This window comes from Streptomyces sp. SID14478 (assembly GCF_010548525.1).
Classification (GTDB): domain Bacteria; phylum Actinomycetota; class Actinomycetes; order Streptomycetales; family Streptomycetaceae; genus Streptomyces.
This window is the reverse complement of sequence record NZ_JAAGMG010000596.1, coordinates 1-24,017: the sequence shown is the minus strand read 5'-3', so window position 1 is coordinate 24,017 and position 24,017 is coordinate 1. Positions and strand designations below refer to the sequence as shown.

Below are 24,017 nucleotides of genomic sequence, written 5' to 3'. Positions count from 1 at the left end.
ACGTCCTGCGGCAGCGCGTCGAGGTAGAAGGCGCGGCTCAGCCACAGGGCGAGGCCGAGCAGGAGCGCCCCGGCGGCGACCGCGAGGGCCGCGGTGACCAGGGCGCGGCGCCGGCGCCCGGCGAGCAGCACCCCGCCGACGACCAGCAGGACCACGAGCAACGGCAGTACCCAGGAAAGGAGTTGGAGCAGCCGGAAGCCCTTCTTCGCCTGGGCGAGCGCGCCCGTGGACTGCATCAGCGTGATGCTGGTGTGCACCTCGGGGATGTCCCCGGCGAGGCCGAGCCCGTCGTCGACGAGGGCGTCCTTGACCCGGTCGACGACGGGGGCGAGGTCGAGGGTGACCATGCCGTCCTCGACCTTCACGGCGCCGTCGCCGTCGCCGGTGAGCGCCTTGTCGACGGCTCCGTGCGCGACGCGGTTCAGCTGCGTCCACACGGTGGCGAAGGCGGGGCTCGTCACGAACCGCTGGGCGGCGCCGTGCACGAGCGACGTGATGCCGCTGGTGAGCGGGCCGCCGGCCGCGTCGAGCGCCTTCTCCAGGCGGGGCCGGTCGGCGGGGGCGACGCCGGACAGCAGGTCGTCGACGTCGATCTGCTGCATGAGCGCGGTGGTGACCCGGTCGGCGACGGCGTCCTGCACGTCCGGGTCGGAGGCGAGCGGCGCCATCGTGGAGACGTAGCGGTCGGTGTCCCCGATGAACGAGTGGGACCACACCGCGACCGCGCTCAGCGGGGTGAGCAGGGCGGCGAGCACGATGAGGACGACGGCGAAGGTGCTGCGTGTCCGGTGCCGCGGCGGCCGCGCCGCCGCACGCTCCAGTTCGCTGACCCGGGCGCGCAGCGCGGCGAGCTCGTCCTCTTCCTTGGCCATGCCCCAAGGAGACGGCCGCGCCTGCCGGGCTGCGCGCCGGGTTACTGCGAACGGGGGCTCAGCGCAGGGGGTTGCCGAGCAGCGCCTTCGTCTCGGGGGCGGCCAGGTCCTTGGGGTTGAAGGCCGTCGAGCCGGTCGTGCTCACGCCGTTCGCGCCGCCCGGCAGCGTCCAGACGGCGCCCGCCTGCGCGTTCTCGTGGGTCGCGGCGACGGTGAGGTCGCGGTGGCCGTCGCCGTTCACGTCGAGCAGCCGGCAGGAGTCGCCGAACGCGTCGCCGCTCTCGGCGACCCCGGGCACGGACGGCGAGTTCTGGTTGAAGACCTGGGAGCCGGTGCCGGTGACGCCGTCCGCGGTGCCGTGCAGCAGCGCGACCGAGCCCGCGTCCGTCTTGCCGCCGAAGTCCTCGCCGGAGATGCCGAGCGCGACCTCCGCCTTGCCGTCGCCGGTGACGTCGGCGACCGCGACGCAGCTGCCAACGTTGTCACCGGCCTCCTGGGCGCCGTAGAAACCGGGCAGGGACTGGTCGAAGGTCTGGGTGTGGTCACCGTCCAGGCCGGCGCCCGTGCCGAAGGCGATCCGCACCTGCGAGGAGTCGTCGTCGGCGCCCGCCACCACGTCGTCGTGCCCGTCGCCGTTCACGTCGCCGACGGCCAGGTCGCCGCCCTGGCCGCCCGGCGCCCAGCCGCGCTTGAAGCCGGTGGCGCTGCCGTACAGCACGGTGTTGTTCCACATGCCGTCGCCGTTGTAGGAGTGCAGGGCCAGGTCGTCGCGGCCGTCGCCGTTGACGTCGCCGACGGCCTTGAAGACGACGGGGCCGGTCGTCGAGTCCGGGCCGTCGACGCAGCCGTACTCGTCGTCGACGCAGCTCGCGTCGTCCGCGCCGTAGCCCCACCACTCGGACTTGTCCATGAAGTCCAGCTTCCCGGCCGGGGCGCCGGCCCGGGAGATCGGGCCCTTCCACAGGGCGGCGCCCTCGTGCTCGGGGTCGTCGCCGTACTGGCCCATGGCGGCGAGCAGCGCCAGGTCGGTCTTGCCGTCGCCGTCGAAGTCGCCGATCTGCGGCGACTTCCCGTACGTGGCGATCTTCGTGCCGCCGGTCAGGCCGGAGGCCGAGCCCCACAGGACGACGGCGCCGGTCTCGGCCTTCTCGCCGCCTATGACGAGGTCGCTGTAGCCGTCGCCGTCGAGGTCGCCCTTGCTGACGAAGGTGCCGAACCGCTCGTTGGCGGTGGCCGAGCCGGGCACGCCGGTGGTGGAGCGGCTGATCAGCTTCTTGTGCGAGGCCGTGAGCCCGGCCGGCGAGCCGTAGGTGACGGCGACGTAGCCGGCCTGGGTCTTGCCGGAGACCGTGCCGCCGTGTGCGCCCGCAACGAGGTCGGCGTAGCCGTCCCCGTTGAAGTCGTCGGCGGCCGCGGCCTTCCCGGGGGCGGCACTGGCCGCCGGGGCGAGCGAGACGGCGGTCAGTCCGCCCGCCACCAGGGCCGCGGAGACGAAAGCGATCCGTACGGGTCGTGCGCGGTACATGGAGAGTTCCTTCGGTCGTAAGGTCACATCCACCTCAAGAGACCCCACACATACCGTTGGCGGTTGCACGCATCACATAACTGGCTTATTTCCTCAGGGCGTTGAGGACGCTCCGCGCCTGGTGTCCGGCGCCGAGCCGGTTCGGGTGCAGCGGCACGGCGAGCCCCGGCGGATCGGCGCTGAGCGGCACGAAGCCCTCGACCCACTTGGTGCCGGGCGCCCGGCACACGTCGTGCCCGACGCTGCCGCTGTACGTGTCGACGAAGCCGGCGCCGGCCTTCTTCGCCGCCGCCCTGAGCATGGTGTTCAGCTCCCTGAGCTTCTGGCCGAGCCACATCAGGTCGCCGTCGTGCGCCTGTACGTAGGGGTAACAGCCGTGGTCGACGGGCACGCCCGCGAGATAGTCGACGACGAGGACCCGCGCGCCCGGGGCGGCGGCGGCCCGCACGTCCTCGATGGCCCGCACGAGCGTCGGTTCGGCCCGTGCGATCCGCTGCGCCATCAGATCGGTGCCGTCCGGGCTCACCCAGCCGGACCTGCAGTCCCCGCCGAACGGCGGGGGCGGGTTCGAGCCGGGGAGCAGGTGCAGCGACGGCAGCAGGTTGAAGCAGCCCGCGGCCGCGCCCGCGAGGCCGATGTCATTGCCGCCGAACCCGAAGGTGACCAGGTCGGTGGTCTTCGTGACCCGGCTGATCTGCGGCTTGTTGACCCCGTCGAGGAGTCCCTTCACGTACGTGACGTCCTGCGCGGCCCGCACGTTGGCGGAGGTCGCGCCGCCGCAGGTGGCGTCGCGGAAGGTCGTCACCTTCAGGGCCGCGGCGACCTGGCGCGGATAGTTCCAGGAGGACTGGGCGCAGCCGCTGGGCGCCTGGTCGGTGCGGATGCCGACCGGGGTGACGTCGGCACTCCACGAGTCGCCGAGCGCGACGTACTCGTGGGGGCGCGGGGCGGTGTCGGCGTGCGCGGGATGCGCGAGCAGCAGGGGCAGGGCCGCGAGGGCGGCGGCGAGGAGTCGGCGGGGTCGCACAGGACGTAACCTCCGGGCACGGTGCGGGACGGTTCACCGCATCCACTCACCCGGCCCGGCGCAGGCGCACCGGGTTCGCGCCGTTTTCACCCGGCCGGGCACAGGAAGGGTCCGCCCGGCGGCTTTCGGGCACTCATCGACGTATGCGCTACGAAGTACGAGAACGGATCTTCGCCCTGGGCGAGGACTACTGGATCGAGGACGAGAACGGCCGCAAGGCGTTCCTGGTCGACGGCAAGGCGATGCATCTGCGGGACACCTTCGAGTTGAAGGGGCCCGACGGACGGGTCCTCATCGACATCCACCAGAAGATGTTCGCCCTGCGCGACACGATGGTCATCGAGCGGGGCGACGAGGCCCTCGCCAAGATCAAGCGCAAGCGGCTGTCGCTGCTGCGCAACCACTACCGCGTGGAACTGGTCGACGGCACCGAACTCGACGTCAGCGGAAAGATCCTGGACCGCGAGTTCGCCGTCGAGTACGACGGCGAACTGCTCGCCGAGATCTCCCGGCGCTGGCTGCGCGTGCGGGACACGTACGGCGTGAACGTGATCCGCGAGGACGCCGACCCGGCCCTGCTGATCGCGGTCGCGGTGTGCGTGATCCATCTCGCGGAGAAGGAACGGGGGGACGAGGACTGAGCCGAGGGCCGGAGCCCGGATGACCACACGCCGCCCTCGGCACTGCCAGGGCGGCGCGTCACCCCCGGCGCCGGCGGCGAAGTCATCGCCGGGGCGGCGTGTCCATCCCCAGCAGGCGGTCCTTCAGGGCGGGGAACTGTTCGCGGGTCGCGGCCACCTTCGCCGGGTCGAACTCCACCCGGAGCACTTCCTCCCCGGCCCCCGCCTCGGCGAGCACCTCGCCCCAGGGGTCGACCACGATGCTGTGCCCGGCCTGTTCGACGCCCGCGTGCGTACCCGCGCTTCCGCAGGCCAGCACGTACGCCTGGTTCTCCACGGCGCGCGCCTGCGCGAGCAGCGTCCAGTGCGAGCGGCGCCGCTCCGGCCAGCCGGCGCTGACGACGAGCGTCTCGGCGCCGCGGTCGACGAGCCCCCGGTACAGCTCGGGGAAGCGCAGGTCGTAGCAGGTGGTGAGGCCGGCGACCGTCTCCGGGAGCCGTACGGTCACCAGTTCCTGGCCCGCGCTCATCAGCACGGCCTCGCCCTTGTCGAAGCCGAAGCGGTGGATCTTGCGGTAGGCGGCGGCGAGTTCACCGTCGGGGGAGAAGACGAGCGCGGTGTTGTAGAGCGGCCCGTCCGGGTCCCGCTCGGGAACGGACCCGGCGTGCAGCCAGACGCCCGCGTCCTTCGCCGCCTTCGCCATGGCCTCGTACGTCGGGCCCTCCAGCGGCTCCGCCTCCTCGGCGAACAGCTCGTAGGCGAAGGCTCCGGTCGTCCACAGCTCGGGCAGGACGACGAGATCAGCGAGACCGGCCTGTTCCCGTACCAGTGAACTGACGCGCTCCCGGCGGTCATTGACCGATTCAGCCGCTTTGCCGGCTTTGTTGTCGTTCACTGCGATCTGGATGAGGGAGGCGCGCACACTACCACCGTCCTGGCATTCGAGCCGTCAACACGGGCCTACGATCGTCACACGAAAGCACTGCCGGGGTGCCTCCGGGCAGCGTAACTTAACGTCCCAAGACACCCGCCGCCCGTGCCCGCCAGCCGACCTAAACGCCCGCGTACAACCGCTCGAGGGGTCCCCTTCCGTGAGTCTCCACCCCAGCCTTCAGTCCTACGCCGACGCCTGGACCCACTCCGTGGAAGCGATATCCGAGCTGGTCACACCGCTCGTGGAGGGTGAGTGGAACCGCGCGACACCCTGCCCCGGCTGGTCGGTGCGCGACGTCGTGTCGCACGTCATCGGCGGTGACTGCGAGATGCTCGGCGACCCCCGCCCCATCCACACGCTGCCCCGCGACCTCTACCACGTGCAGAGCGAGGCGCAGCGGTACCAGGAGATCCAGGTCGACGTCCGCCGCCACCACACGGCGCCGGAGATGGTCTCCGAGCTGGAGTACACGATCATTCGCCGCTCGCGTCAGCTGCGCAACGAGAGCCGGGACCCCTCGACGAAGGTGCGCGGCCCGCGCGCCGTCGAGGAGACCCTCGAATTCGCCATGCGCAGGCGGGCGTTCGACATCTGGGCGCACGAGCAGGACCTGCGCTGGGCGCTCGGCAGGCCGGGCAACCTCGACTCCCCGGGCGCGTACGTCACCCGGGACATGCTCCTGGAGGCCCTGCCCAAGATCGTCGCCAAGGACGCGGGCGCCCCGGCGAACTCCGCGGTCGTCTTCGACGTGCACGGCCCCGTCGAGTTCCTGCGCACGGTCCGCGTCGACGCGGACGGCAGGGGCACGATCGACGGCGCCCCCTCGCTCGGCCCGGCGGCGACACTCGCCATGGACTGGGAGACCTACGTGCGCTTGTCCTGCGGCCGCGTCACCTTGGAGTCGGTGGCGGACCGCGTGAAGACGGAGGGCGACACGGACCTGGCGACGGCGATCCTGTCGTCGCTGGTCGTCACGGCGTAGGCCCCCGGCCCCGACGGACCGGCGGCCGCCCCGCGCGCCTCACACGGGCACGTGCACCGACGTGACCCGGGACGCGACCAGCCGCTCCCGCTCGGCGCGGGCGGCCCGCTTGCGCAGCCGCAGGATCTGGCTGACCCCGAGCGCCTGCAGCACGAACACCGCGGAGAACGCGACCCGGTAGTTGTCGCCGGTGGCGTCCAGCAGCACGCCCACCGCGAGCAGCGTCGTCATCGAGGCGACGAAGCCGCCCATGTTCACGATGCCCGAGCCGGTGCCCTGGCGCTCCGGCGGGTTCGCGGGGCGCGCGAAGTCGAAGCCGATCATCGACGCGGGCCCGCAGGCCCCGAGCACCACGCACATCAGCACCAGCAGCCACATCGGGGACTGCCCGGGCCACACGATCGGCGTCGCCCACAGCACGGCCGTCGCCCCGACCGTGCCCAGCGCCAGCGGCAGCCGGGCCGCGTGGTGGCGGGCCACGATCTGCCCGTACACCAGCCCCACCGTCATGTTGGCCAGCACCACGAGGGTCAGCAGCTCGCCCGCGGTGCCCCGCGACAGGCCCTGCGCCTCGACGAGGAACGGCAGGCCCCACAGCAGCAGGAAGACCATCGCCGGGAACTGCGTCGTGAAGTGCACCCACAGTCCGAGCCGCGTCCCGGGCTCGCGCCAGGATGCGGCGATCTGGGCCCGGACGTAGGCGGCGCCCTTGTGGGTGGCCGGCATCGGCGCCGGCTCGAACCCCTCGGGGTGGTCCTTGAGGAACGCCAGCATCAGGACCAGGACGACGACGCCCGCGAGCGCGCTGCCCGCGAAGGCCGCCTCCCAGCCGACGCCGTGCAGCAGCCGGGCGATGACCAGCGTCGAGATCAGGTTGCCCGCCATGCCGACGAGCCCGGCGAGCTGCGCGACCATCGGCCCGCGCCGCGCCGGGAACCACCGCGTGCCGAGCCGCAGCACGCTGATGAAGGTCATGGCGTCGCCGCAGCCGAGCAGCGCACGGGAGCCGAGCGCCATGCCGTACGAGGAGGAGAACGCGAAGCCCAGCTGGCCGAGGGTGAACAGGACCACCCCGAGCGTGAGCACCTTCTTCGTGCCGAGCCGGTCGACCATCAGGCCGACGGGTATCTGCATGCCCGCGTACACGAGCAGCTGGAGGATCGAGAACGTGGACAGGGCGGAGGCGTTGATGTGGAAGCGCTCGACGGCGTCGAGCCCCGCCACGCCCAGCGACGTACGGAAGATGACGGCGACGAAGTAGACGGCGACGCCGATGGACCACACGGCGACCGCCCGACGGCCGCCGGGCGGATCTCCGGGCAGGGAGACGGAGGAGGTGCCGGAGCTCATCGCACGTCACCCCGGGCCAGGTTCTGGAACCAGCCGACGTGGCGCCGCACGACGGCGACGGCCGCGTCCGTGTCCCCGGCGCGCAGCGCCTCCAGGAGCTCGCCGTGCTCGGCGAGGGTCTTGGCGATGCGGTCCGGGTGGGAGTGCATCACGGCCACGCCCATCCTCAACTGCCGGTCGCGCAGCTGGTCGTAGAGCCGGGACAGGATCTCGTTGCCGCCGCTGCGCACGATCTCCGCGTGGAAGCAGCGGTCGGTGGCGGCGGCGTCCGCGAACTGTCCGGCGGCGGCCTGCGCACGCTGCGTCTGCAGGAGCTCCTCCAGGCGCGCGATGAGTCCGGGCCTGGCCGGGACCGCCTTGCGCACCGCGTGCTCCTCGACGAGCAGCCGGGTCTCCACGACGTCCGCGATCTCCTGCGCGGAGACCGAGAGCACCAGGGCGCCCTTCTTCGGGTAGAGCCGCAGCAGCCCCTCGACCTCCAGCTTGAGCAGCGCCTCGCGCACCGGGGTGCGGGACACCCCGACGGCCTCGGCGAGCTCGCCCTCGGTGAGCAACGTGCCGCCCTCGTAACGGCGTTCGAGGACGCCGCGCTTCACGTGCGCGTAGACGCGTTCGGCAGCGGGGGGACGCTTTTCGGTGGCACGTTTTTCCGTGACGGTCGAGGGCATGCGCACATCATAGATACAACACGTACGCAAGCCGGAGCGCGTCCACGATGCGGAACGCCCCCCGTGCAACCTCCGCCGCGTTCCGCATGTCTTATGAGTGCACGCACCGCCCAACGGGCGGAGCTTAAAGGGCATTTGGAGCGTCCCACTTGAATACACGCATAGCGGGCATGGCCGTCCTCGTCGCCGGCACGGTGCTCACCAGTGGAGTCCTCGCCACCTCCGCGCAGGCCGCCGCGCCCGCCACCCCGACGATCGCCGCCAAGGGCGGCTTCGTGATGAACAACGGGACGGGCAAGTCCCTGTACACGAAGGCCGCGGACACCCGGCGGTCCACCGGCTCCACCACCAAGATCATGACCGCGAAGGTGGTACTGGCCACGAAGAACCTGAACCTGAACTCCAAGGTCACGGTCCAGAAGGCGTACAGCGACTACATCGTCAAGAACAACGCCTCGTCGGCCCGCCTGATCGTCGGCGACAAGGTGACCGTCCGCCAGCTCCTGTACGGCCTGATGCTCCCCTCCGGGTGCGACGCGGCGTACGCGCTCGCGGACAAGTTCGGCTCGGGCTCCACGCGCGCCGCCCGCGTGAAGTCCTTCATCGGCAAGATGAACACCTCCGCGAAGGGCCTCGGCCTGAAGAACACCCACTTCGACTCCTTCGACGGGATCGGCAGCGGCTCGAACTACTCGACGCCGCGCGACCTCACGAAGATCGCCTCGTCCGCGATGAAGAACTCCACGTTCCGCTCGATCGTGAAGACGAAGTCGACGAAGCAGAAGGTCACGACGAAGTCCGGCGGCTACCGCAACATGTCGTGGTCGAACACGAACACCCTGCTCGGCACGTACTCCGGCGCCATCGGCGTCAAGACCGGATCGGGCCCGGAGGCCGGCTACTGCCTGGTGTTCGCGGCGACCCGCAGCGGCAAGACCGTCATCGGCACGGTCCTGAAGTCGACGTCGGTCGGCGCCCGCACGTCGGACGCCAAGAAGCTCATGGACTACGGCTTCAAGAAGTAGCGGGAACCGTCCAGTGGACGGAGTCGGGAGCGGGCGGCGCCTGGGGGATCCACCCGGTGCGGTCCGCTTCCGGGCTCCAGTCCGGGACCTGCCCGTAGTAGATGGTGAGCGCCCAGAACCGCTCGTCCTCGTGCAGGATCAGGTCGTCCTCGTCCGACAGGTCCAGGCCGTGCCACTGCCGGTTGATGCGCGCCACGGCCTCGGCCCGCGAGATCCCGAGCTCCTCGACCATCCAGTCCGCGACGAGGTCCAGGAGCTCCAGGGTGTCCTCGCAGGTGGGCATCGTGTACGTAGGCATGATCGGCTCTCTCGCTCCGGCAGTCACAGCAGGGCCCCGTCCAGCAGCTTGCCCGTGTCGCCGAAGAAGACGGTCTGGTCGCCCATCCACTTGGGCGCCTTGCCCTTCTTCATGAAGGGCTGCACGTTCTTGAGCATCGGGCCCTCCACGACATCGTACGCAGGCGTCTCCGTGCCCTTGCCGGAACGGAAATGCCGGACGAAACCGGGCAGTTCGGGATCGTTCTCCGTGAACGTCCTGCGGTTCAGCGCGTCGAACCGGTCCCCGGGGATCTGGAAGTGCAGCACCGACCCGTCGTCGCCGAACCTGCGCTTCGCCCAGTCCTCGGCCTGCTCCCGGCTGCGCGTCGTGTAGAAGCCGTTGCCGAAGTCCATGGCGCGCGGCCCGAAGGACGGATCGATCCCGTTGGTCCTGATGCTCTGCTCACCGCCCTTGTTCGTGGCGTGGTACAGGTCCACGCACGGCGCAAGACCCAGCGGGTCGCAGGCGGCCAGCGGGTTGGGCACGTACGCGAACGGGTTCGGGGCGGGGTCCAGGCCGAGGGGGTCGGGGCCGGCGTACCGGGCGGTCTCGGGGTCGTAGTGCCGGAAGCAGTTGTAGTGCAGGCCCGTTTCCGCGTCGGCGTACTGGCCCGGCAGGCGCAGCGGCGTGTAGGCGGTGGCGTCCGCGTTGTAGGCGGTGGCGCCCCAGACCGTGCCCCGGGTGTGCCAGGCGAGGGTGCCCTCGGCGTCGACGAGTTCGGTCGGGGCGCCGACGAGATCGGTGACGACGGCGAAGAAGCGGGCGTCGACCTCGTCCTGGTCCAGCCGGCGCTCGTACTGCGCGAGCGGCCGGTGCCCGTCGTACTCCCAGGTGAGGACCGCACCGCCGACGGGCTGCTGCTCCTCGGCGAGGCGCGAGCCGTCCCAGCTGAAGAGGGTCAGGTCGGTGCGGGTCGTCCCGTCGTCGGCGAGCCGGTACTTGGCGGTGCGGCGGCCCAGCGCGTCGTACGTGTAGTGCCAGGTGGCCCCGTCGGGCGTGGTGCAGGAGGTGAGGCGGTCCTCGGCGTCCCAGGTGTAGCGCCAGACGTCCGCGGCCCGGGACAGCCGCTTCTTGCGGCGCTCGACCAGGCGGCCCGCCGCGTCGTGGCGGTAGGTGACGCGCCCGGCGCTCAGGATCCGGGTGCCCTCGAAGGTGCGCGGGCCCGCCGCGTCGGTGTCGACGGGGATGCCGGACCACTGCGCGCGCAGCTGGTTGCCGGCCGCGTCGTAGGCGTAGGTCTCGCTCGCGTCCGTGCCGGGACCGGTGGCGGACAGCGGGCGGCCGACGGGGTCCAGGTCGTAGTGGGCGGCGCGGCCCGTGGCCCGGTCGGCGACCGAGGTCGGGAAACCGTCGGCCCGGAAGCCGAACTCCCGCTGCCGCAGCACCCCTCGGGGCGTCGTCAGGGTCTGGGAGACAGGCCTGTTCAGGTCGTCCCAGGCCGCGTCGAGGCGCACCTGCCCGCCGAGGGTGCGGTGGATCTCGCGGCCCAGCAGGTCGTGCCCGAAGTCGAGCCGGTGGGCGCCGTCCAGACGCAGGCCCGACCGGTTGCCCCGCGCGTCCCAGACCGTCTCGGTGACGGCGCCGGTCGGCGTGGTGCGGCCGGTGCGGCGGCCGAGGGCGTCGTAGCGGTAGTGCGCGGTGCGGCCGTCGACCGTCTCGGAGGTCAGCCGCCCGCCGGCGTCGTAGGTGCGGGTCAGGCGGGAGCCCGGCGAGACGGCCTCGGTCAGCCGGCCGACGGCGTCGTAGGTGTACGTGGTGCGTTCCCCGGCCACGTCCTTGGCGGCGAGGCGCCCGGCCGCGTCGAAGGTGTACGTGAGGGTCTCGCCCGCCGCGTTGGTGCGCGTGACGGGGCGGTTCGCCGCGTCGTAGGTGTAGCGGGTCGTGCGGCCGTCGAAGTCGGTCTCCGCGGTCGTCCGCCCGGCCGCGTCGTAGGTGTAACTCCACGTCAGGCCCTGCGAGTCGGCGACCTCGACGAGCCTGCGCTCGGTGTCGTACCGGAAACGGTGCGTGGCGCCGTCGGGCCCGGCGCGCTCGGCGAGAAGGTCGAACGGGCCGTGCCGCAAGCGGGTCCGGCCGCCGTGCGGGTCGGTGTGCCCGGTGGCGTTGCCCTCGCCGTCGTACGTCCAGGACTCGCCGCTGCCGTCGGGGCCGGTGCTGCGCAGCAGGCGCCCCTCGGTGTCCCACTCCAGGGCGGTCGTCGCGCCGAGCGGATCGGTGACCGCGGCCGTCCGGCCGAACGCGTCGCGCCGGTACGTGGTGCGGGTGCCCCGCTCGTCCTCCAGGGCCAGCGGCAGTCCCGCCGCGTCCGCCTCGACCCGCAGGACGTCGCCGAGCGGGCCCACCACGGTGGCGACCGCGCCCGTGGGGTGGTGGGTGAAGCGGTGGACGGCGCCGTCGGCTGCGGTGTGGCTGGTGCGGTTGCCGCGCTCGTCGTAGGTCTGCCGCTGGGTGGCGCCCTGCGCGTCCGTCACCTCGACGGCCAGGTGGAGGTCGTTGTGCACGACGGTGGTGCGGGCGCCGTCGGGCGCCACCGTCCGCACCAGGTCACCGGCATCGTCCCACTCCCAGCGGGTGGTGTGGCCGAGCGGATCGGTCCGGGACAGCAGGTGGTCGGCGCGGTCCCACTCCTGGACGGTCGTCGCGCCGAGCGGATCGGTGACGGCGACGATCTGGCCGTGCCGGTTGGCGCGGTACACGCTCGTGCGGCCGAGGGAGTCCGTGTACGCGGCGGTGGTCTCGCCGGACGCGTCCGGGCCGCCGTACGCCACGGTCGAGTCGAGGATGCCGTCGGTGCCGCGGGTCCCGGTCACCCGGCCCTGCACGTCGTACTCGTAGGCGAAGGACGTGTCGTTGCTGTCGCGCCAGCCGGTGACGCGGTGCGCGGCGTCGTAGGTGAAGCGGGTCGTGGCCCCGGACGCACCGCGCACCTCGGTCAGGTCGCCGGCCTCGTCGTGCCCGAAGCCGCGCAGCCGCACCGGCCCCTCGTCGAGGAGCGCGAACAGGCCGGTGACCAGGCCCCGTTCGGGGTCCGACACCACGTCGAGGCGCTGTCCGCCGGAGCGGGTCACGCCGACGGGGACGTCGTCCTCGCCGCGGTCGATGCCGAGGGCGTTGCCGTTGCGGTCCTCGACGGCCGCCAGCCACCAGGTCCGGGCGCCCTCCTGCGCGTCCCGCTCGGACGGCTCGAAGTGCCGGGTCAGACCGGTGTACGGGTCCTGCACGCTCAGTACGTAGGAGGCGCCGCGGGTGACGTAGGTCAGCGGCAGCGGGGTGCCCGCGGCGGGCAGGACGCGGTCGCCCGGCAGGTCGGGGCGGCGCGGGTAGACGAGGACCGAGCCGTCTTCGCGGTACCACCACAGGCCGCCCAGCTCCTGGTTCTCCGCGAGGTGTTCGTCCAGGGTCGAGGCCCAGGACGGGCCGAAGAAGCGTCCCGCGTCGTAGCCGCTGAGGTGGGTGCGGCGCAGGGTCAGCGGCAGCACGCCGGGCAGGTCCACGTCGGTCTGCGCGAGCACCAGCTGGCCGCTGGCCATGTCGATCGGGTCGCCGCAGGTCTCCTTGCTGTCCAGGCCGTGCGACTGCTTGGACAGGTCGGCGTCGTTCAGCTTCAGGCCGTCGATCTCGGGCTTCTTGCCCGGGCCCGTCCCGCCGCTCTTGCCGTCGCTCTTGCCGTCGCTCTTCTCCGTGGCGATGGAGCGGACCTTGTCGCGGACGCCGTGGTCGGTGTTCTTGTGCAGCCGCGAGGTGGCCTTCGCCCGCTCCGGCACGGTCTCCGCGAGGTGCTTGGCGACCTTGGTCAGGGCCTTCTCGGAGCCCTTGAGCGCGCCGTCCAGCACGCTGTCGAAGGCCTCCGTGAACGGATCGCGGCCCTTGCTCCGGCCGAACGCGCTCCGCGCCCGGCCCAGCGACGAGGACGCGGCCAGGTGCAGGTCGCCGCCGTGCCGGGAGACCTTGCCCGCGCCGTCCTCGAACTCGGCGTGGTCGATCTTCGTGACCTTCTGCGGGCCGCCGCCGCCCGCGCCCCCGGCCGAGGCCAGCGCCATGCCGTCGTGCTTGCCGCCGCCGTCACCGCCCGGCGCGGAGAACGCGCCGTCGGCCAGGTCGAGCACCATGTCCTCGACCATCGCCTCCAGCTTCGCGTTGATCGGCTGGGTGATCTGGGCGAGGACCTCGTCGACGATCCTGTCCACGGCCTCGTCCACGAGCCGCTTGATGATCGCCCGCACCGCGGTCATCTCGCCCGCGACGGCCAGCAGGGACAGACCGGCGGTGAACGCGGCCGCCGCGACCGCGGCGGCGATCGTCCCGGCCAGGACGGCGAGTTCGACCTCGGCCTTGGTCTTCATGCCGAAGACGATGTCGGCGAGCACGTCGCAGGCGTCCGCGAACAGCCGCGCCAGTTCCGGGAGTTTCTCCAGCTGCCGGGTGCGCACCTGGTCCCAGTGCTTCTCGAACGCCTCGACGGCCCAGCCGTCGGAGGAGGACAGGATGCGGCTGACCGCCTTGTGCGCGTCGCCCCCGTGCTCCTCGAAACCCTCCGCGAACTCCCGCATGGCGGACGCCATTTCGCGGTAGTCGTCCTCGTCCACATTCGGGAAACTGATGCCGACGACTTCCAGGAGCTCGTCGAGCCACCCCGGGATCGTGTACCCCACCGCTTCGACCCCCACCGGCACGAACGCCGCTCAAACCCAACTGATTTCACGCTGCATCTATTCTGACGCACACATGCGACCGGTCGTTGCGAATGCGATGGAGCACATGTGAAAGGGCCGCCGCACTTTCGTGTGCGACGGCCCTTTTGCGCTGGTTCGGGCGGAGCCGGGAGAGGTCGCTCCCGGGGAGGAGTCAGCTCCAGGTGATCAGGCGCTTGGGGCGCTCCAGCACCGCCGCCACGTCCGCCAGCACCTTCGACCCCAGCTCCCCGTCCACCAGGCGGTGGTCGAAGGAGAGGGCGAGGGTCGTCACCTGACGCGGCTTGACCTTGCCCTTGTGGACCCACGGCTGGAGCTTGATGGCGCCGATGGCGAGGATCGCGGACTCGCCGGGGTTCAGGATCGGCGTGCCCGTGTCGACGCCGAAGACACCGACGTTCGTGATGGTCACCGTGCCGCCCTGCATGGCCGCGGGGGACGTCTTGCCCTCGCGCGCCGTGGCCACCAACTCACCCAGCGACGCCGCCAGTTCGGGCAGCGTCTGGGCGTGGGCGTCCTTGATGTTCGGCACGATGAGGCCGCGCGGGGTGGCGGCGGCGATGCCCAGGTTCACGTAGTGCTTCTGGACGATCTCCTGATTCGCCTCGTCCCAGGCGGCGTTCACCTCGGGGTGGCGCTTGATGGCGACGAGCAGCGCCTTGGAGATGAGCAGCAGCGGATTGACCCGCAGCCCCTGCATGTCCTTGTCGGCCTTGAGCTCCTCGACGAGCTTCATCGTGCGCGTCACGTCGACCGTGACGAACTCCGTGACGTGCGGCGCCGTGAACGCGGAGCCGATCATCGCCGCGGCCGTCGCCTTGCGCACGCCCTTGACCGGGATCCGGGTCTCCCGCACGGAGTCGTACGAGGCCGGGGCCACGGGCACCGCGACCGGCGCGGCGGCCGGGACGGGCGTCTCCTGCGGGGCGGGCGCGGGCGCCACCGCCGCGTGCACGTCCTCGCGGCTGATGATCCCGTCGGGGCTCGACGGGACCACCGCGGAGAGGTCGACCCCGAGGTCCTTGGCGAGCTTGCGCACCGGCGGCTTGGCCAGCGGCCGCTGTTCGACGGCCGGGGCGGCCGTGCCGTTGGCGGGCGCCTCCTTGCGGGCCCGGCGCTTGGTCGACGACTCGGCGACGCCGTAGCCGACGAGCACGGGCTGGCGGCCGCCGGGCGCCTCCTGCGCGGGCTGCGGGTCGGACTGCTCCGCCGGCTCCGCGACGGGCTCCTGCGCGGGCGTCTCGGCGCTCTCCTCGCCCGCCGCGGCGATCGCGATGATCACCTGGCCGACGTCGACGGTCGTGCCCTCGGGAAAGCGCAGCTCCTTGACGACCCCGTCGAACGGGATCGGCAGCTCGACGGCCGCCTTGGCCGTCTCCACCTCGCAGACGACCTGTCCGTCCTCGACGGTGTCACCGGGCTGCACGTACCACTTGAGGATCTCGGCCTCGGTCAGACCCTCGCCCACGTCGGGCATCTTGAACTCACGCATGACTTCCCGACCTCCTTCAGTACGCCAGCGAGCGGTCGACGGCGTCGAGCACCCGGTCCAGTCCCGGCAGGTACTCGTCCTCCAGCCGCGCCGGCGGATACGGCGCGTGGTAGCCGCCGACCCGCAGCACGGGCGCCTCCAGATGGTAGAAGCACCGCTCGGTGATCCGGGCGGCGAGCTCCGCGCCGGAACCCAGGAAGACGGGCGCCTCGTGCACGACGACCAGGCGCCGCGTCTTCTCCACCGACGTCTGCACGGTGTCGAAGTCCATCGGCGAGATCGAGCGCAGGTCGAGGACCTCCAGGGACTTGCCCTCCTCCTCGGCGGCCGCGGCCGCCTCCAGGCAGACCTTCACCATCGGCCCGTACGCGGCGAGCGTCAGGTCGACGCCCTCGCGCGCCACGACGGCCTTGTGCAGGTCGCGGGGGACGGCCTCGCCCGCGGCGGAGCCGCTGTCGGGCAAGGTGACCTCGCCCTTGTCCCAGTAGCGCCGCTTCGGCTCGAAGAAGATCACCGGGTCGTCGCTCCGGATGGCCTGCTGGAGCATCCAGTACGCGTCGTTCGCATTCGAAGGTGACACCACCTTCAGCCCCGGCACGTGCGCGAACAGCGTCTCGGGCGACTCGCTGTGGTGCTCGACCGCGCCGATGCCGCCGCCGTACGGGATCCGGATGACGACGGGCGTCTTGACCTTGCCGAGCGCACGGGCGTGCATCTTGGCGAGCTGCGTGACGATCTGGTCGTACGCGGGGAAGACGAAGCCGTCGAACTGGATCTCCACCACCGGGCGGTAGCCGCGCAGCGCCAGGCCGATCGCGGTGCCGACGATGCCGGACTCCGCGAGCGGGGTGTCGATGATCCGGTCCTCGCCGAAGTCCTTGTACAGCCCGTCCGTCACCCGGAAGACGCCGCCGAGCTTGCCGACGTCCTCCCCCATGACGAGGACCTTCGGGTCGTTCTCCAGCGCCGTGCGCAGGGACTCGTTGATCGCCTTGGCGATCGGTAGCTTCTGTACCGCCATGGTGCTCAGGCCTCCCCGTCGGCGAACGACGCCTGGTACGCGGCGAACTGCGCGCGCTCCTCGTCGACGAGCGCGTGCCCGTCCGCGTACACGTTCTCGAAGATCGCCATGTGGCCCGGGTCCGGCATGGCCCGCACGACATCGCGTACCCGCTTGCCCAACGTCTCGCTCTCGGCGTCGAGTTCCGCGAAGAACTCCGCGCCGGTGTCGGTCGCGGACTCCAGGTACGTGCGCAGGCGCAGGATCGGGTCCTTCGCCTCCCAGGCCTCGCGCTCCTCGTCGGCCCGGTACTTCGTCGGGTCGTCGGAGGTGGTGTGCGCGCCCATCCGGTACGTGAACGCCTCGACCAGGGTCGGCCCCTCGCCGTTGCGGGCGCGCTCCAGCGCCCACCGGGTCACGGCGAGGCAGGCGAGCACGTCGTTGCCGTCCACGCGCACGCCCGGGAAGCCGAAGCCCTGCGCGCGCTGGTAGAGCGGCACCCGCATCTGGCGCTCGGTGGGCTCGGAGATCGCCCACTGGTTGTTCTGGCAGAAGAACACCACGGGGGCGTTGTAGACGGCCCCGAAGTTGAAGGACTCCAGGACGTCGCCCTGGCTGGAGGCGCCGTCGCCGAAGTACGCGATGACCGCAGAGTCCGCGCCGTCCTTGGCCACGCCCATCGCGTAGCCCGTGGCGTGCAGGGTCTGCGAGCCGATGACGATCGTGTACAGGTGGAAGTTGTTGCTGTTCGGGTCCCAGCCGCCGTGGTTCACGCCGCGGAACATGCCCAGCAGGTTCGTCGGGTCGACCCCGCGGCACCAGGCGACGCCGTGCTCGCGGTAGGTCGGGAAGACGTAGTCGTCCTCGCGGGTGGCCCGCCCGGAACCGATCTGGGCGGCCTCCTGGCCGAGCAGCGACGCCCACAGGCCCAGCTCGCCCTGGCGCTGCAGCGCGGTGGCCTCGGCGTCGAAGCGGCGGGTGAGGACCATGTCGCGGTACAGGCCGCGCAGCTCGTCATCGCTGATCGCGTCGACGTACGCGTCGTAGGCGGCGTTCTTGACCCGCTTGCCCTCGGGGGTCAGCAGCTGCACCAGCTCGGCCGGTGCCCGGTCCTGCGCGGCGGGTGCGCCGGGGGACTTCTTCACGGCCTTCTTCGTGGACTTCTTCGCAGCTGCCCGCTTGCGCGGCGGCTGCGCCTGGTGCGCGGCGGCAGTGCTGTCAGCACTGTCTACGGTCACGTGTGCTCCTCCGTCGGTCCGGCCCCCGGGATTGCCGGATGGCCAGTCGGCTCGGCTCGCCTGATCCGTCCACGCACGGGGTGGGTGCGCGGGCCGGGTCCAGGCGGACTGGAAAGAACGAGAAAACCTGTGCTCCGGCGAGCACCCTTCACCCAGCACGTTACCCAGTGGGTCACACATCTGCGAAACCCCATCTGACCTGCGATTTTGCTTGGATTTCCAAGTACCTGGTTGCTTGGATTCCCTAGCACTCGCACGAAGGACGAAGCTCCGCAGGTCACAGCCGTGTGACCGCTCCCTGGTCACAGCCTGGCAGGGCGCCGGAACACCGGCACGTTATCCCGCTCACGCCCCGCCCTTCTAGGGCCCGCCCGACGGATCTTGCCGCGGACGCGGCCCTGGGGCGTCGCAAGTGTTCGTGTGTGAGACTGATTGCGTGCGCGAAGACGGAAAAATCAAGGTATTTCTCCTCGACGACCATGAAGTGGTGCGCCGCGGGGTCCATGAGCTGCTCTCGATGGAGGACGACATCGAGGTCGTCGGCGAGGCCGGTACGGCCGCCGACGCCCTCGTCAGGATCCCCGCGACGCGGCCCGACGTCGCGGTCCTGGACGTGCGTCTGCCGGACGGCAGCGGCGTCGAGGTGTGCCGCGAGATCCGCTCCGGCGACGAGTCGATCAAGTGCCTGATGCTGACCTCGTTCGCGGACGACGAGGCCCTGTTCGACGCGATCATGGCCGGCGCCTCCGGCTACGTGCTCAAGGCGATCCGGGGCAACGAGCTGCTCACCGCCGTACGGGACGTGGCCGCGGGCAAGTCGCTGCTGGACCCGGTCGCCACCGCGCGCGTGCTGGAGCGGCTGCGCGACGGCGGCCGCAGCAAGGACGACGACAAGCTCTCCGGCCTCACCGACCAGGAGCGCAAGATCCTCGACCTGATCGGTGAGGGTCTGACCAACCGCGTGATCGGCGAGCGCCTCCACCTCGCCGAGAAGACGATCAAGAACTACGTCTCCAGCCTGCTGTCCAAGCTCGGCATGGAGCGCCGCTCGCAGGCCGCCGCCTACGTCGCGCGCATGCAGGCCGAGAGGCACTGACGCCGGGACCTATGTCCCCCGGGCTCGGGGCGGGGTCCCCTTCTGCGGCGCCCTGTCGGGAACGCACAGTGGTGACATGCCCTCCGACATGCAGCCGCAGGACCCCGAGCGCGGCTTCGAACTGCTCTCCCGCGTGCACTACGGCCGGGTAGCGACGAGCATGCGTGCCCTGCCCTTCCTCGCCTCCGCCCGCCACATCGTGGCGAACGGCCGGCTCCTGCTGCGCATGCACCGCGGGTACGGCTACCACCTGGCCTGCGTCGGCAGCGTCGTCGCGTACGGCGCGGACAACCTGGGCGAGACGGAGCCCGGCCACGACCGGCAGTGGTCGGTGCAGTGCGTCGGCACCTGCGAGCAGGTCGAGCCGACCACTGCCGAACTCGAACTCTTCGGCCCGACCCCGCACTACGCGGACGGCGAGCTCTTCGACCCGGTGTACCTGCGCGTGGACCCGCAGCTCATGACGGTGCACGAACTGCGGGGCGGCGCGACGCGCATGGCCGGGGCCTGTCCTAGTTCCCGCCGGTGAGGGCGCCGTCCGTGCCCGGGTCGCCGGTGTTGCCGCCCGTGTCGGGGTCGCCCGTGTCCGTCGGCTCGCCCGGGTCCGTCGGCTCACCGGTGTCCGTCGGCTTGCCCGTGTCCGTCGGCTTGCCGGTGTCCGTCGGCTCACCGGTCGGCTGACCGGTGTTCGTCGGCGTGGGGGTCTGCGGGTCCCGGGTGGGCGTGTACGAGGGCTGGTAGGTGCCCTGGTCGCCCGTGGTGCTGCCCTCGTCCTGCGTCTCGCCCTGCGTCTCGTCCTCGTCGGACGACTTCGACGGCTTGTCCGACTTCTCGGACTTCGTGACGGACGGCGACTGCTTGGTGCTGCCCCCGCCGTCGCCCCCGCCGGTCTGGGTGAGCGCGTAGGCCACGCCCGCCGCGATGGCGATCACCGCGATCACCGCGACGATCCACATCTTGCCGCGGCCGCCACCGCCCCCGCCGTGCCCGTTGCCGTCGAAGCCGCCGTCGTCGCCGCCCGGCGGACGCAGCATGGGCTGCGCGGCCGTGCCGTTGTCGGGGTGCTGCATCACCGTCGTTCCGGCCATGCCCATGGCGGGGGTGTGGCCGCCCTCGTGCATGTCGACGGGACCGGTGTTCCAGGTGCCGGTGTGGCCGCCCTGCTCGTACAGCATCTGCAGGCCGTACTGGACGAGGCCGCGCATCTCCTCGGCCGTCTGGAACCGGTCGTCGGGGTCCTTGGCCAGCGAGCGCATGACCAGGCCGTCGAGCTCCGGCGGCGTCGCGTCCGAGACCTCGGAGGGCGGCACCGGCACATCCTGGACGTGCTGGTAGACGACGGAGAGCGGCGTCTCGCCGGTGAAGGGGGGCCGCAGCGCGAGGAGCTCGTAGAGCAGGCAGCCGGTCGCGTACAGGTCGGAGCGGTGGTCGACGGCCTTGCCGAGGGCCTGCTCCGGCGACAGGTACTGGGGCGTGCCCATGACCATGCCGGTCTGCGTCATCGTCGACTGCGCCCCGTGCAGGGCGCGGGCGATGCCGAAGTCCATGACCTTGACCGCGCCCGTGTTCGTGATGATCACGTTGGCGGGCTTGATGTCGCGGTGCACGATGCCGTGCTGGTGCGAGTAGGCGAGGGCCTCCAGCACGCCGGAGACGATGATCAGGGCCTGCTCGGGGCCCGGCGCCTCGGCGTTCAGGAGGAGGTCGCGGATGGTGCGGCCCTCGACGATCTCCATGACGATGTACGGAACGGTCGAGCCGTTCACGTAGTCCTCGCCGGAGTCGTAGACCGCGACCACCGCGTGGTGGTTCAGGCCGGCGACCGACTGTGCCTCGCGGGTGAAGCGGGCCTTGGAGACCGGGTCCTCGGCGAGGTCGGAGCGGAGCAGCTTGACCGCGACGGTGCGTCCGAGGCGCACGTCCTCGGCGGCGAACACCTCGGCCATGCCGCCCCGGCCGAGTCTGCGGGTCAGCCGGTACCGGCCGTCCCCGACGAGTCCGCCGTTGCCCCACATCTCCGGCGCATCTGACATACCGCCGCCAGTCGCCTCGGGGTCGGACGGGCCCTGAGCGCGCTGCTGCTGGTCCATCAGTCCTCGCCGTCGTTTCTGTCCGTGCTGTCGGATCCTGCGTCGGAGATCGCGCGGTTGTGAATACGGTCTCCGTCGGGCCACGCTACAGGCTTCGGTCCCGGCCCCGTCCCGGGATGGACCGGACATCAAACCCGTTGCCGTGCACGCCTTGCAAATCGTGCGCGCAATTTCTGTGCCGGGTCCATGGTCGCTCGATGACCTGATCCGTGGTCTTTTCCTGTAACGCTTGCGCGACGCTTCTTGCCCGTACGGTCACGGAACGGGCATCGAACTTGACGTGTCCGGGCCCTCGGGCAGACTTGGCCGGGAATAGCTGAATTCGATCACCGGCCGCGCCGACGTCGGGGCGCCTATGGGGGACGCAGACACATGACCGAGGGCAGCGCCGGCGGCGCGCACAGCGGGCGGTACGCGGGACGCGCCGTGGCGGGCGGGCGGTATCAACTGCACGACCTGCTCGGTCAGGGCGGCATGGCCTCCGTGCACCTCGCGCACGACACCCGGCTCGACCGCCCGGTCGCCATCAAGACTTTGCACACGGAACTCGGCCGCGAGGACGCCTTCCGTCAGCGCTTCACGCGCGAGGCCAAGTCGGTGGCGAAGCTCACTCACACGAACATCGTCTCGGTCTTCGACTCGGGCGAGGACGAGCTCGACGGGCTGATCACCCCGTACATCGTCATGGAGTACGTCGAGGGCCGCCCGCTCGGCTCCGTGCTCGACGAGGACGTACAGCGGTACGGCGCGATGCCCGTCGACAAGGCCCTGAAGATCACGGCCGATGTGCTCGCCGCGCTGGAGATCAGCCACGAGATGGGCCTGGTCCACCGCGACATCAAGCCCGGCAACGTGATGATGACGAAGCGCAACGTCGTCAAGGTCATGGACTTCGGCATCGCCCGCGCCATGCAGTCGGGCGTCACGTCGATGACGCAGACCGGCATGGTCGTCGGCACGCCGCAGTACCTGTCGCCCGAGCAGGCGCTGGGCCGCGGCGTCGACGCGCGCTCCGACCTCTACTCGGTCGGCATCATGCTGTTCCAGCTCGTCACCGGGCGCCTGCCGTTCGAGGCGGACTCGCCGCTGGCCATCGCGTACGCGCACGTCCAGGAGGAGCCGGTCGCTCCGTCCTCGATCAACCGCGCGCTGCCGCCGGCCGTCGACGCCCTCGTCGCCCGCGCCCTGCGAAAGAACCCGAACGAGCGTTTCCCGAGCGCGGAGTCGATGCGGGACGAGTGCCTGCGGGTGGCCCAGTCGCTGGCCGGGACCGGTCACGTCGCGCCGAGCATCGTGCCGGGCGCGCAGACGTCCAGCGGCGCGGGCGTGGGCTCCGCCGTCTTCCCGCCGGTCGACCAGAACGGGATGCCGACCCCGGGCCCGGTCCACACGCCGTACCAGCCGACGCCCCCGCCCAACCCGTACGGGACGCCGACCCCGCAGCCCGGGTACGGCTACCCGCAGCAGGGCGGATACCAGACGCCGCCGCCCACCTCGCCGTACGCACCCCAGGCCCAGCACACCCCGCCGCCGTACGGCCAGGCACCCCAGCCCTCGACGTCGGTCCAGGGCTCGGGCCCTGGCGGCGCCGGCACCAAGCGGAACAAGGCCGTGATCATCGGCTCGATCGTGGTCGCGCTCGTCGCCATCGGCGGCCTGGTCACCGCCCTCACGATGAACGGCGGCGACGAGAAGGGCGGCAGCGACAAGCCGTCCACGTCCGCGGTCGCCGGGCACAAGGGGCCCGACAAGACGAAGACGATCGAGACGGACCAGTGCACGGAGCCGTACAACGGCTCCGACGACGAGAACAAGATCAAGGTCCCGGACTTCTACCTCAAGAACATCGACTCGGTGAAGGCCTGCTTCCGGGCGGCGGGGTGGGACCCCACGATCAAGCCCATCGACGAGAACACGTACGGCGAGGGCACGGTGATGAACCAGAGCCCCGCCGCGGACACGGAGATCGACCCCGACAACGTCAAGATCCAGTTGCAGGTCTCCACGGGCGACCCCATTGGCTGAGCGCACGCGTGAGCGCGCGGACACGGCGCACCACAGAGTGCCGTGCAGGCCGGGCTGAGCGTCACCTGCTACCCCGGCGGGAAGACCGACCCGAACTTCTGGCGCCTGCGCGTCCGTGACGCGCGAAGGGCCCGGCAGCGATGCCGGGCCCTTCGTATCTCCACGTTCCGTAGGCGTACGGCTTACAGGTACGGCCCGCCCGAGCGCCCCCCGGCCCGCGGGTCCTCCTCGTCCTCCTCGCCGCCGCCGACCCCCGGCGGCAACGCGCGGCGCATCTGCTCCAGTTGGGCGCGGGCCGCCATCTGCTGGGCGAACAGCGTCGTCTGGATCCCGTGGAAGAGACCCTCCAGCCAGCCCACCAACTGGGCCTGCGCGATGCGCAGTTCCGCGTCGCTGGGCGTCGCGTCGTTGTTGAAGGGGAGAGAGAGCCGCTCCAGTTCCTCGACGAGTTCGGGCGCGAGCCCGTCCTCGAGCTCCTTGACCGAGCTGTGGTGGATCTCCTTGAGGCGCTGCCGGCTCGCCTCGTCGAGAGGAGCCGCGCGTACTTCTTCCAGCAGCTGCTTGATCATGCTGCCGATGCGCATCACCTTGGCGGGCTGTTCCACCATCTCCGTCACCGGGACCTCGCGGGAATCGTCGTCTCCGCCGCCGCCCAGAGCCATTCCGTCCTGGCCAACGACCAAGATCTGCGGGTTCTCCGGCGACCGTTCGTTCCTCGGCATCTCCATGCCGCCATTCTCTCGCACGGGGCTGTCACGTCACGGTGGTGCCCCCGTTGCGGCCTGATCCACCGTGCGGAAGGGGCCCAAAATCCGGCGTGCCTGTTCTATGCCGCTATGTGAGGCTTGTCGCAAGCGTCGGGCGGAGGCGGAAGGGGCAGGGCATGCAGGGGCAGCGCATGCGGCGGGTGCGCAGGGCGGCCGGACTCGTGCTGGCCGTGCTCTGCCCGCTCCTGCCGGCGCTCCTCCTGCTCGGACCGGCCCCGCTCTCGTCCGCCGCCGCCCCGTTCTCGTACGCGGCCGAACCCTCGCCGCACGGTTCGCTGGCCGGCAGCCGGGCGGGC

20 protein-coding genes are annotated in these 24,017 nt (G+C 71.3%); 7 read left to right on the top strand and 13 right to left on the bottom strand.

Annotated features, from left to right (window positions below; all coding sequences use genetic code 11):
* From G3I40_RS19305 to G3I40_RS19295, 3 genes are all read right to left on the bottom strand, one after another.
* Positions 1-872, bottom strand: an 872-nt coding sequence (locus G3I40_RS19305; protein ID WP_164303381.1) for a hypothetical protein, incomplete at its 3' end; no start/stop codon positions are given.
* Between the two features lie 58 nt (positions 873-930).
* Positions 931-2,397 carry an FG-GAP-like repeat-containing protein gene (locus tag G3I40_RS19300; RefSeq protein WP_164303380.1) on the bottom strand — a complete coding sequence of 489 codons (1,467 nt, stop codon included), beginning with the start codon at positions 2,395-2,397 and terminating at the stop codon, positions 931-933.
* A gap of 85 nt (positions 2,398-2,482) precedes the next feature.
* Positions 2,483-3,424, bottom strand: coding sequence for an SGNH/GDSL hydrolase family protein (locus G3I40_RS19295; RefSeq protein ID WP_164303379.1), 942 nt, complete (start codon positions 3,422-3,424; stop codon positions 2,483-2,485).
* A gap of 143 nt (positions 3,425-3,567) precedes the next feature.
* On the opposite strand from G3I40_RS19295, the gene G3I40_RS19290 reads away from it, so the two are divergent.
* Complete coding sequence (locus G3I40_RS19290) at positions 3,568-4,065, top strand: LURP-one-related family protein (RefSeq protein WP_164303378.1); 498 nt, start codon at positions 3,568-3,570, stop codon at positions 4,063-4,065.
* Positions 4,066-4,147: 82 nt separating this feature from the next.
* On the opposite strand, the gene G3I40_RS19285 is transcribed toward G3I40_RS19290, so the two are convergent.
* Positions 4,148-4,966 carry a carbon-nitrogen family hydrolase gene (locus tag G3I40_RS19285; RefSeq protein ID WP_164303377.1) on the bottom strand — a complete coding sequence of 273 codons (819 nt, stop codon included), beginning with the start codon at positions 4,964-4,966 and terminating at the stop codon, positions 4,148-4,150.
* 169 nt (positions 4,967-5,135) lie between these two features.
* On the opposite strand from G3I40_RS19285, the gene G3I40_RS19280 reads away from it, so the two are divergent.
* On the top strand, positions 5,136-5,960 hold the full coding sequence (locus G3I40_RS19280; RefSeq protein ID WP_164303376.1) for a maleylpyruvate isomerase family mycothiol-dependent enzyme: 825 nt from the start codon (positions 5,136-5,138) through the stop codon (positions 5,958-5,960).
* Between the two features lie 39 nt (positions 5,961-5,999).
* Here the strand turns inward: G3I40_RS19280 and G3I40_RS19275 are convergent, their stop codons facing one another.
* Together G3I40_RS19275 and G3I40_RS19270 are read right to left on the bottom strand one after the other, a co-directional pair.
* On the bottom strand, positions 6,000-7,310 hold the full coding sequence (locus G3I40_RS19275) for an MFS transporter (RefSeq protein ID WP_164303375.1): 1,311 nt from the start codon (positions 7,308-7,310) through the stop codon (positions 6,000-6,002).
* Positions 7,307-7,978: a GntR family transcriptional regulator gene (locus G3I40_RS19270; protein WP_164303374.1), complete on the bottom strand. Its 672-nt coding sequence runs from the start codon at positions 7,976-7,978 to the stop codon at positions 7,307-7,309. Before G3I40_RS19270 ends, G3I40_RS19275 begins: the two co-directional genes overlap by 4 nt.
* 170 nt (positions 7,979-8,148) lie before the next feature.
* Between G3I40_RS19270 and G3I40_RS19265 the strand changes: the two genes are divergently transcribed.
* Positions 8,149-9,003 carry a D-alanyl-D-alanine carboxypeptidase gene (locus G3I40_RS19265; protein ID WP_164303382.1) on the top strand — a complete coding sequence of 285 codons (855 nt, stop codon included), beginning with the start codon at positions 8,149-8,151 and terminating at the stop codon, positions 9,001-9,003.
* Here G3I40_RS19265 and G3I40_RS19260 read toward each other — a convergent pair.
* The 5 genes from G3I40_RS19260 to pdhA form a co-directional block, all read right to left on the bottom strand.
* A complete protein-coding gene (locus G3I40_RS19260; protein WP_164303373.1) occupies positions 8,993-9,301 on the bottom strand; it encodes a hypothetical protein in 309 nt (102 codons plus the stop codon). The genes G3I40_RS19265 and G3I40_RS19260 overlap by 11 nt on opposite strands.
* A 23-nt stretch (positions 9,302-9,324) precedes the next feature.
* On the bottom strand, positions 9,325-13,974 hold the full coding sequence (locus G3I40_RS19255) for a DUF6531 domain-containing protein (RefSeq protein WP_164303372.1): 4,650 nt from the start codon (positions 13,972-13,974) through the stop codon (positions 9,325-9,327).
* A 193-nt stretch (positions 13,975-14,167) separates the two neighbouring features.
* Positions 14,168-15,505, bottom strand: a complete 1,338-nt coding sequence (locus G3I40_RS19250) for a dihydrolipoamide acetyltransferase family protein (RefSeq protein ID WP_164303371.1) — start codon at positions 15,503-15,505, stop codon at positions 14,168-14,170.
* Positions 15,506-15,521: 16 nt separating this feature from the next.
* Positions 15,522-16,526 (bottom strand): alpha-ketoacid dehydrogenase subunit beta, encoded by a 1,005-nt coding sequence (locus G3I40_RS19245; protein ID WP_164303370.1) that lies wholly within the window; start codon positions 16,524-16,526, stop codon positions 15,522-15,524.
* A gap of 5 nt (positions 16,527-16,531) precedes the next feature.
* On the bottom strand, positions 16,532-17,650 hold the full coding sequence (pdhA, locus tag G3I40_RS19240) for a pyruvate dehydrogenase (acetyl-transferring) E1 component subunit alpha (RefSeq protein ID WP_343244960.1): 1,119 nt from the start codon (positions 17,648-17,650) through the stop codon (positions 16,532-16,534).
* Between the two features lie 529 nt (positions 17,651-18,179).
* On the opposite strand from pdhA, the gene G3I40_RS19235 reads away from it, so the two are divergent.
* A complete protein-coding gene (locus G3I40_RS19235) occupies positions 18,180-18,839 on the top strand; it encodes a response regulator transcription factor (RefSeq protein ID WP_164303368.1) in 660 nt (219 codons plus the stop codon).
* A gap of 76 nt (positions 18,840-18,915) precedes the next feature.
* Positions 18,916-19,368: a pyridoxamine 5'-phosphate oxidase family protein gene (locus G3I40_RS19230; protein WP_164303367.1), complete on the top strand. Its 453-nt coding sequence runs from the start codon at positions 18,916-18,918 to the stop codon at positions 19,366-19,368.
* On the opposite strand, the gene G3I40_RS19225 is transcribed toward G3I40_RS19230, so the two are convergent.
* Complete coding sequence (locus G3I40_RS19225; RefSeq protein ID WP_164303366.1) at positions 19,352-20,929, bottom strand: protein kinase; 1,578 nt, start codon at positions 20,927-20,929, stop codon at positions 19,352-19,354. The genes G3I40_RS19230 and G3I40_RS19225 overlap by 17 nt on opposite strands.
* Before the next feature lie 372 nt (positions 20,930-21,301).
* Between G3I40_RS19225 and G3I40_RS19220 the strand changes: the two genes are divergently transcribed.
* Positions 21,302-22,954 (top strand): protein kinase, encoded by a 1,653-nt coding sequence (locus G3I40_RS19220; RefSeq protein ID WP_164303365.1) that lies wholly within the window; start codon positions 21,302-21,304, stop codon positions 22,952-22,954.
* A 182-nt stretch (positions 22,955-23,136) separates the two neighbouring features.
* On the opposite strand, the gene G3I40_RS19215 is transcribed toward G3I40_RS19220, so the two are convergent.
* Positions 23,137-23,682: a bacterial proteasome activator family protein gene (locus tag G3I40_RS19215; protein ID WP_164303364.1), complete on the bottom strand. Its 546-nt coding sequence runs from the start codon at positions 23,680-23,682 to the stop codon at positions 23,137-23,139.
* Positions 23,683-23,837: 155 nt separating this feature from the next.
* On the opposite strand from G3I40_RS19215, the gene G3I40_RS19210 reads away from it, so the two are divergent.
* Positions 23,838-24,017: hypothetical protein (locus G3I40_RS19210; protein WP_203644390.1), on the top strand; the 180-nt coding region annotated here is incomplete at its 3' end.

What these genes read in the sequence shown, in the direction of transcription:
- G3I40_RS19220 (WP_164303365.1), top strand. Translation starts at nt 21,302, where the DNA reads ATGACCGAGGGCAGCGCCGGCGGCGCGCACAGCGGGCGGTACGCGGGA.
- G3I40_RS19270 (WP_164303374.1), bottom strand. Translation starts at nt 7,978, where the DNA reads ATGCCCTCGACCGTCACGGAAAAACGTGCCACCGAAAAGCGTCCCCCC.
- G3I40_RS19215 (WP_164303364.1), bottom strand. Translation starts at nt 23,682, where the DNA reads ATGGAGATGCCGAGGAACGAACGGTCGCCGGAGAACCCGCAGATCTTG.
- G3I40_RS19250 (WP_164303371.1), bottom strand. Translation starts at nt 15,505, where the DNA reads ATGCGTGAGTTCAAGATGCCCGACGTGGGCGAGGGTCTGACCGAGGCC.
- G3I40_RS19225 (WP_164303366.1), bottom strand. Translation starts at nt 20,929, where the DNA reads ATGGACCAGCAGCAGCGCGCTCAGGGCCCGTCCGACCCCGAGGCGACT.
- G3I40_RS19265 (WP_164303382.1), top strand. Translation starts at nt 8,149, where the DNA reads ATGGCCGTCCTCGTCGCCGGCACGGTGCTCACCAGTGGAGTCCTCGCC.
- G3I40_RS19260 (WP_164303373.1), bottom strand. Translation starts at nt 9,301, where the DNA reads ATGCCTACGTACACGATGCCCACCTGCGAGGACACCCTGGAGCTCCTG.
- G3I40_RS19230 (WP_164303367.1), top strand. Translation starts at nt 18,916, where the DNA reads ATGCCCTCCGACATGCAGCCGCAGGACCCCGAGCGCGGCTTCGAACTG.
- G3I40_RS19290 (WP_164303378.1), top strand. Translation starts at nt 3,568, where the DNA reads ATGCGCTACGAAGTACGAGAACGGATCTTCGCCCTGGGCGAGGACTAC.
- G3I40_RS19300 (WP_164303380.1), bottom strand. Translation starts at nt 2,397, where the DNA reads ATGTACCGCGCACGACCCGTACGGATCGCTTTCGTCTCCGCGGCCCTG.
- G3I40_RS19245 (WP_164303370.1), bottom strand. Translation starts at nt 16,526, where the DNA reads ATGGCGGTACAGAAGCTACCGATCGCCAAGGCGATCAACGAGTCCCTG.
- G3I40_RS19275 (WP_164303375.1), bottom strand. Translation starts at nt 7,310, where the DNA reads ATGAGCTCCGGCACCTCCTCCGTCTCCCTGCCCGGAGATCCGCCCGGC.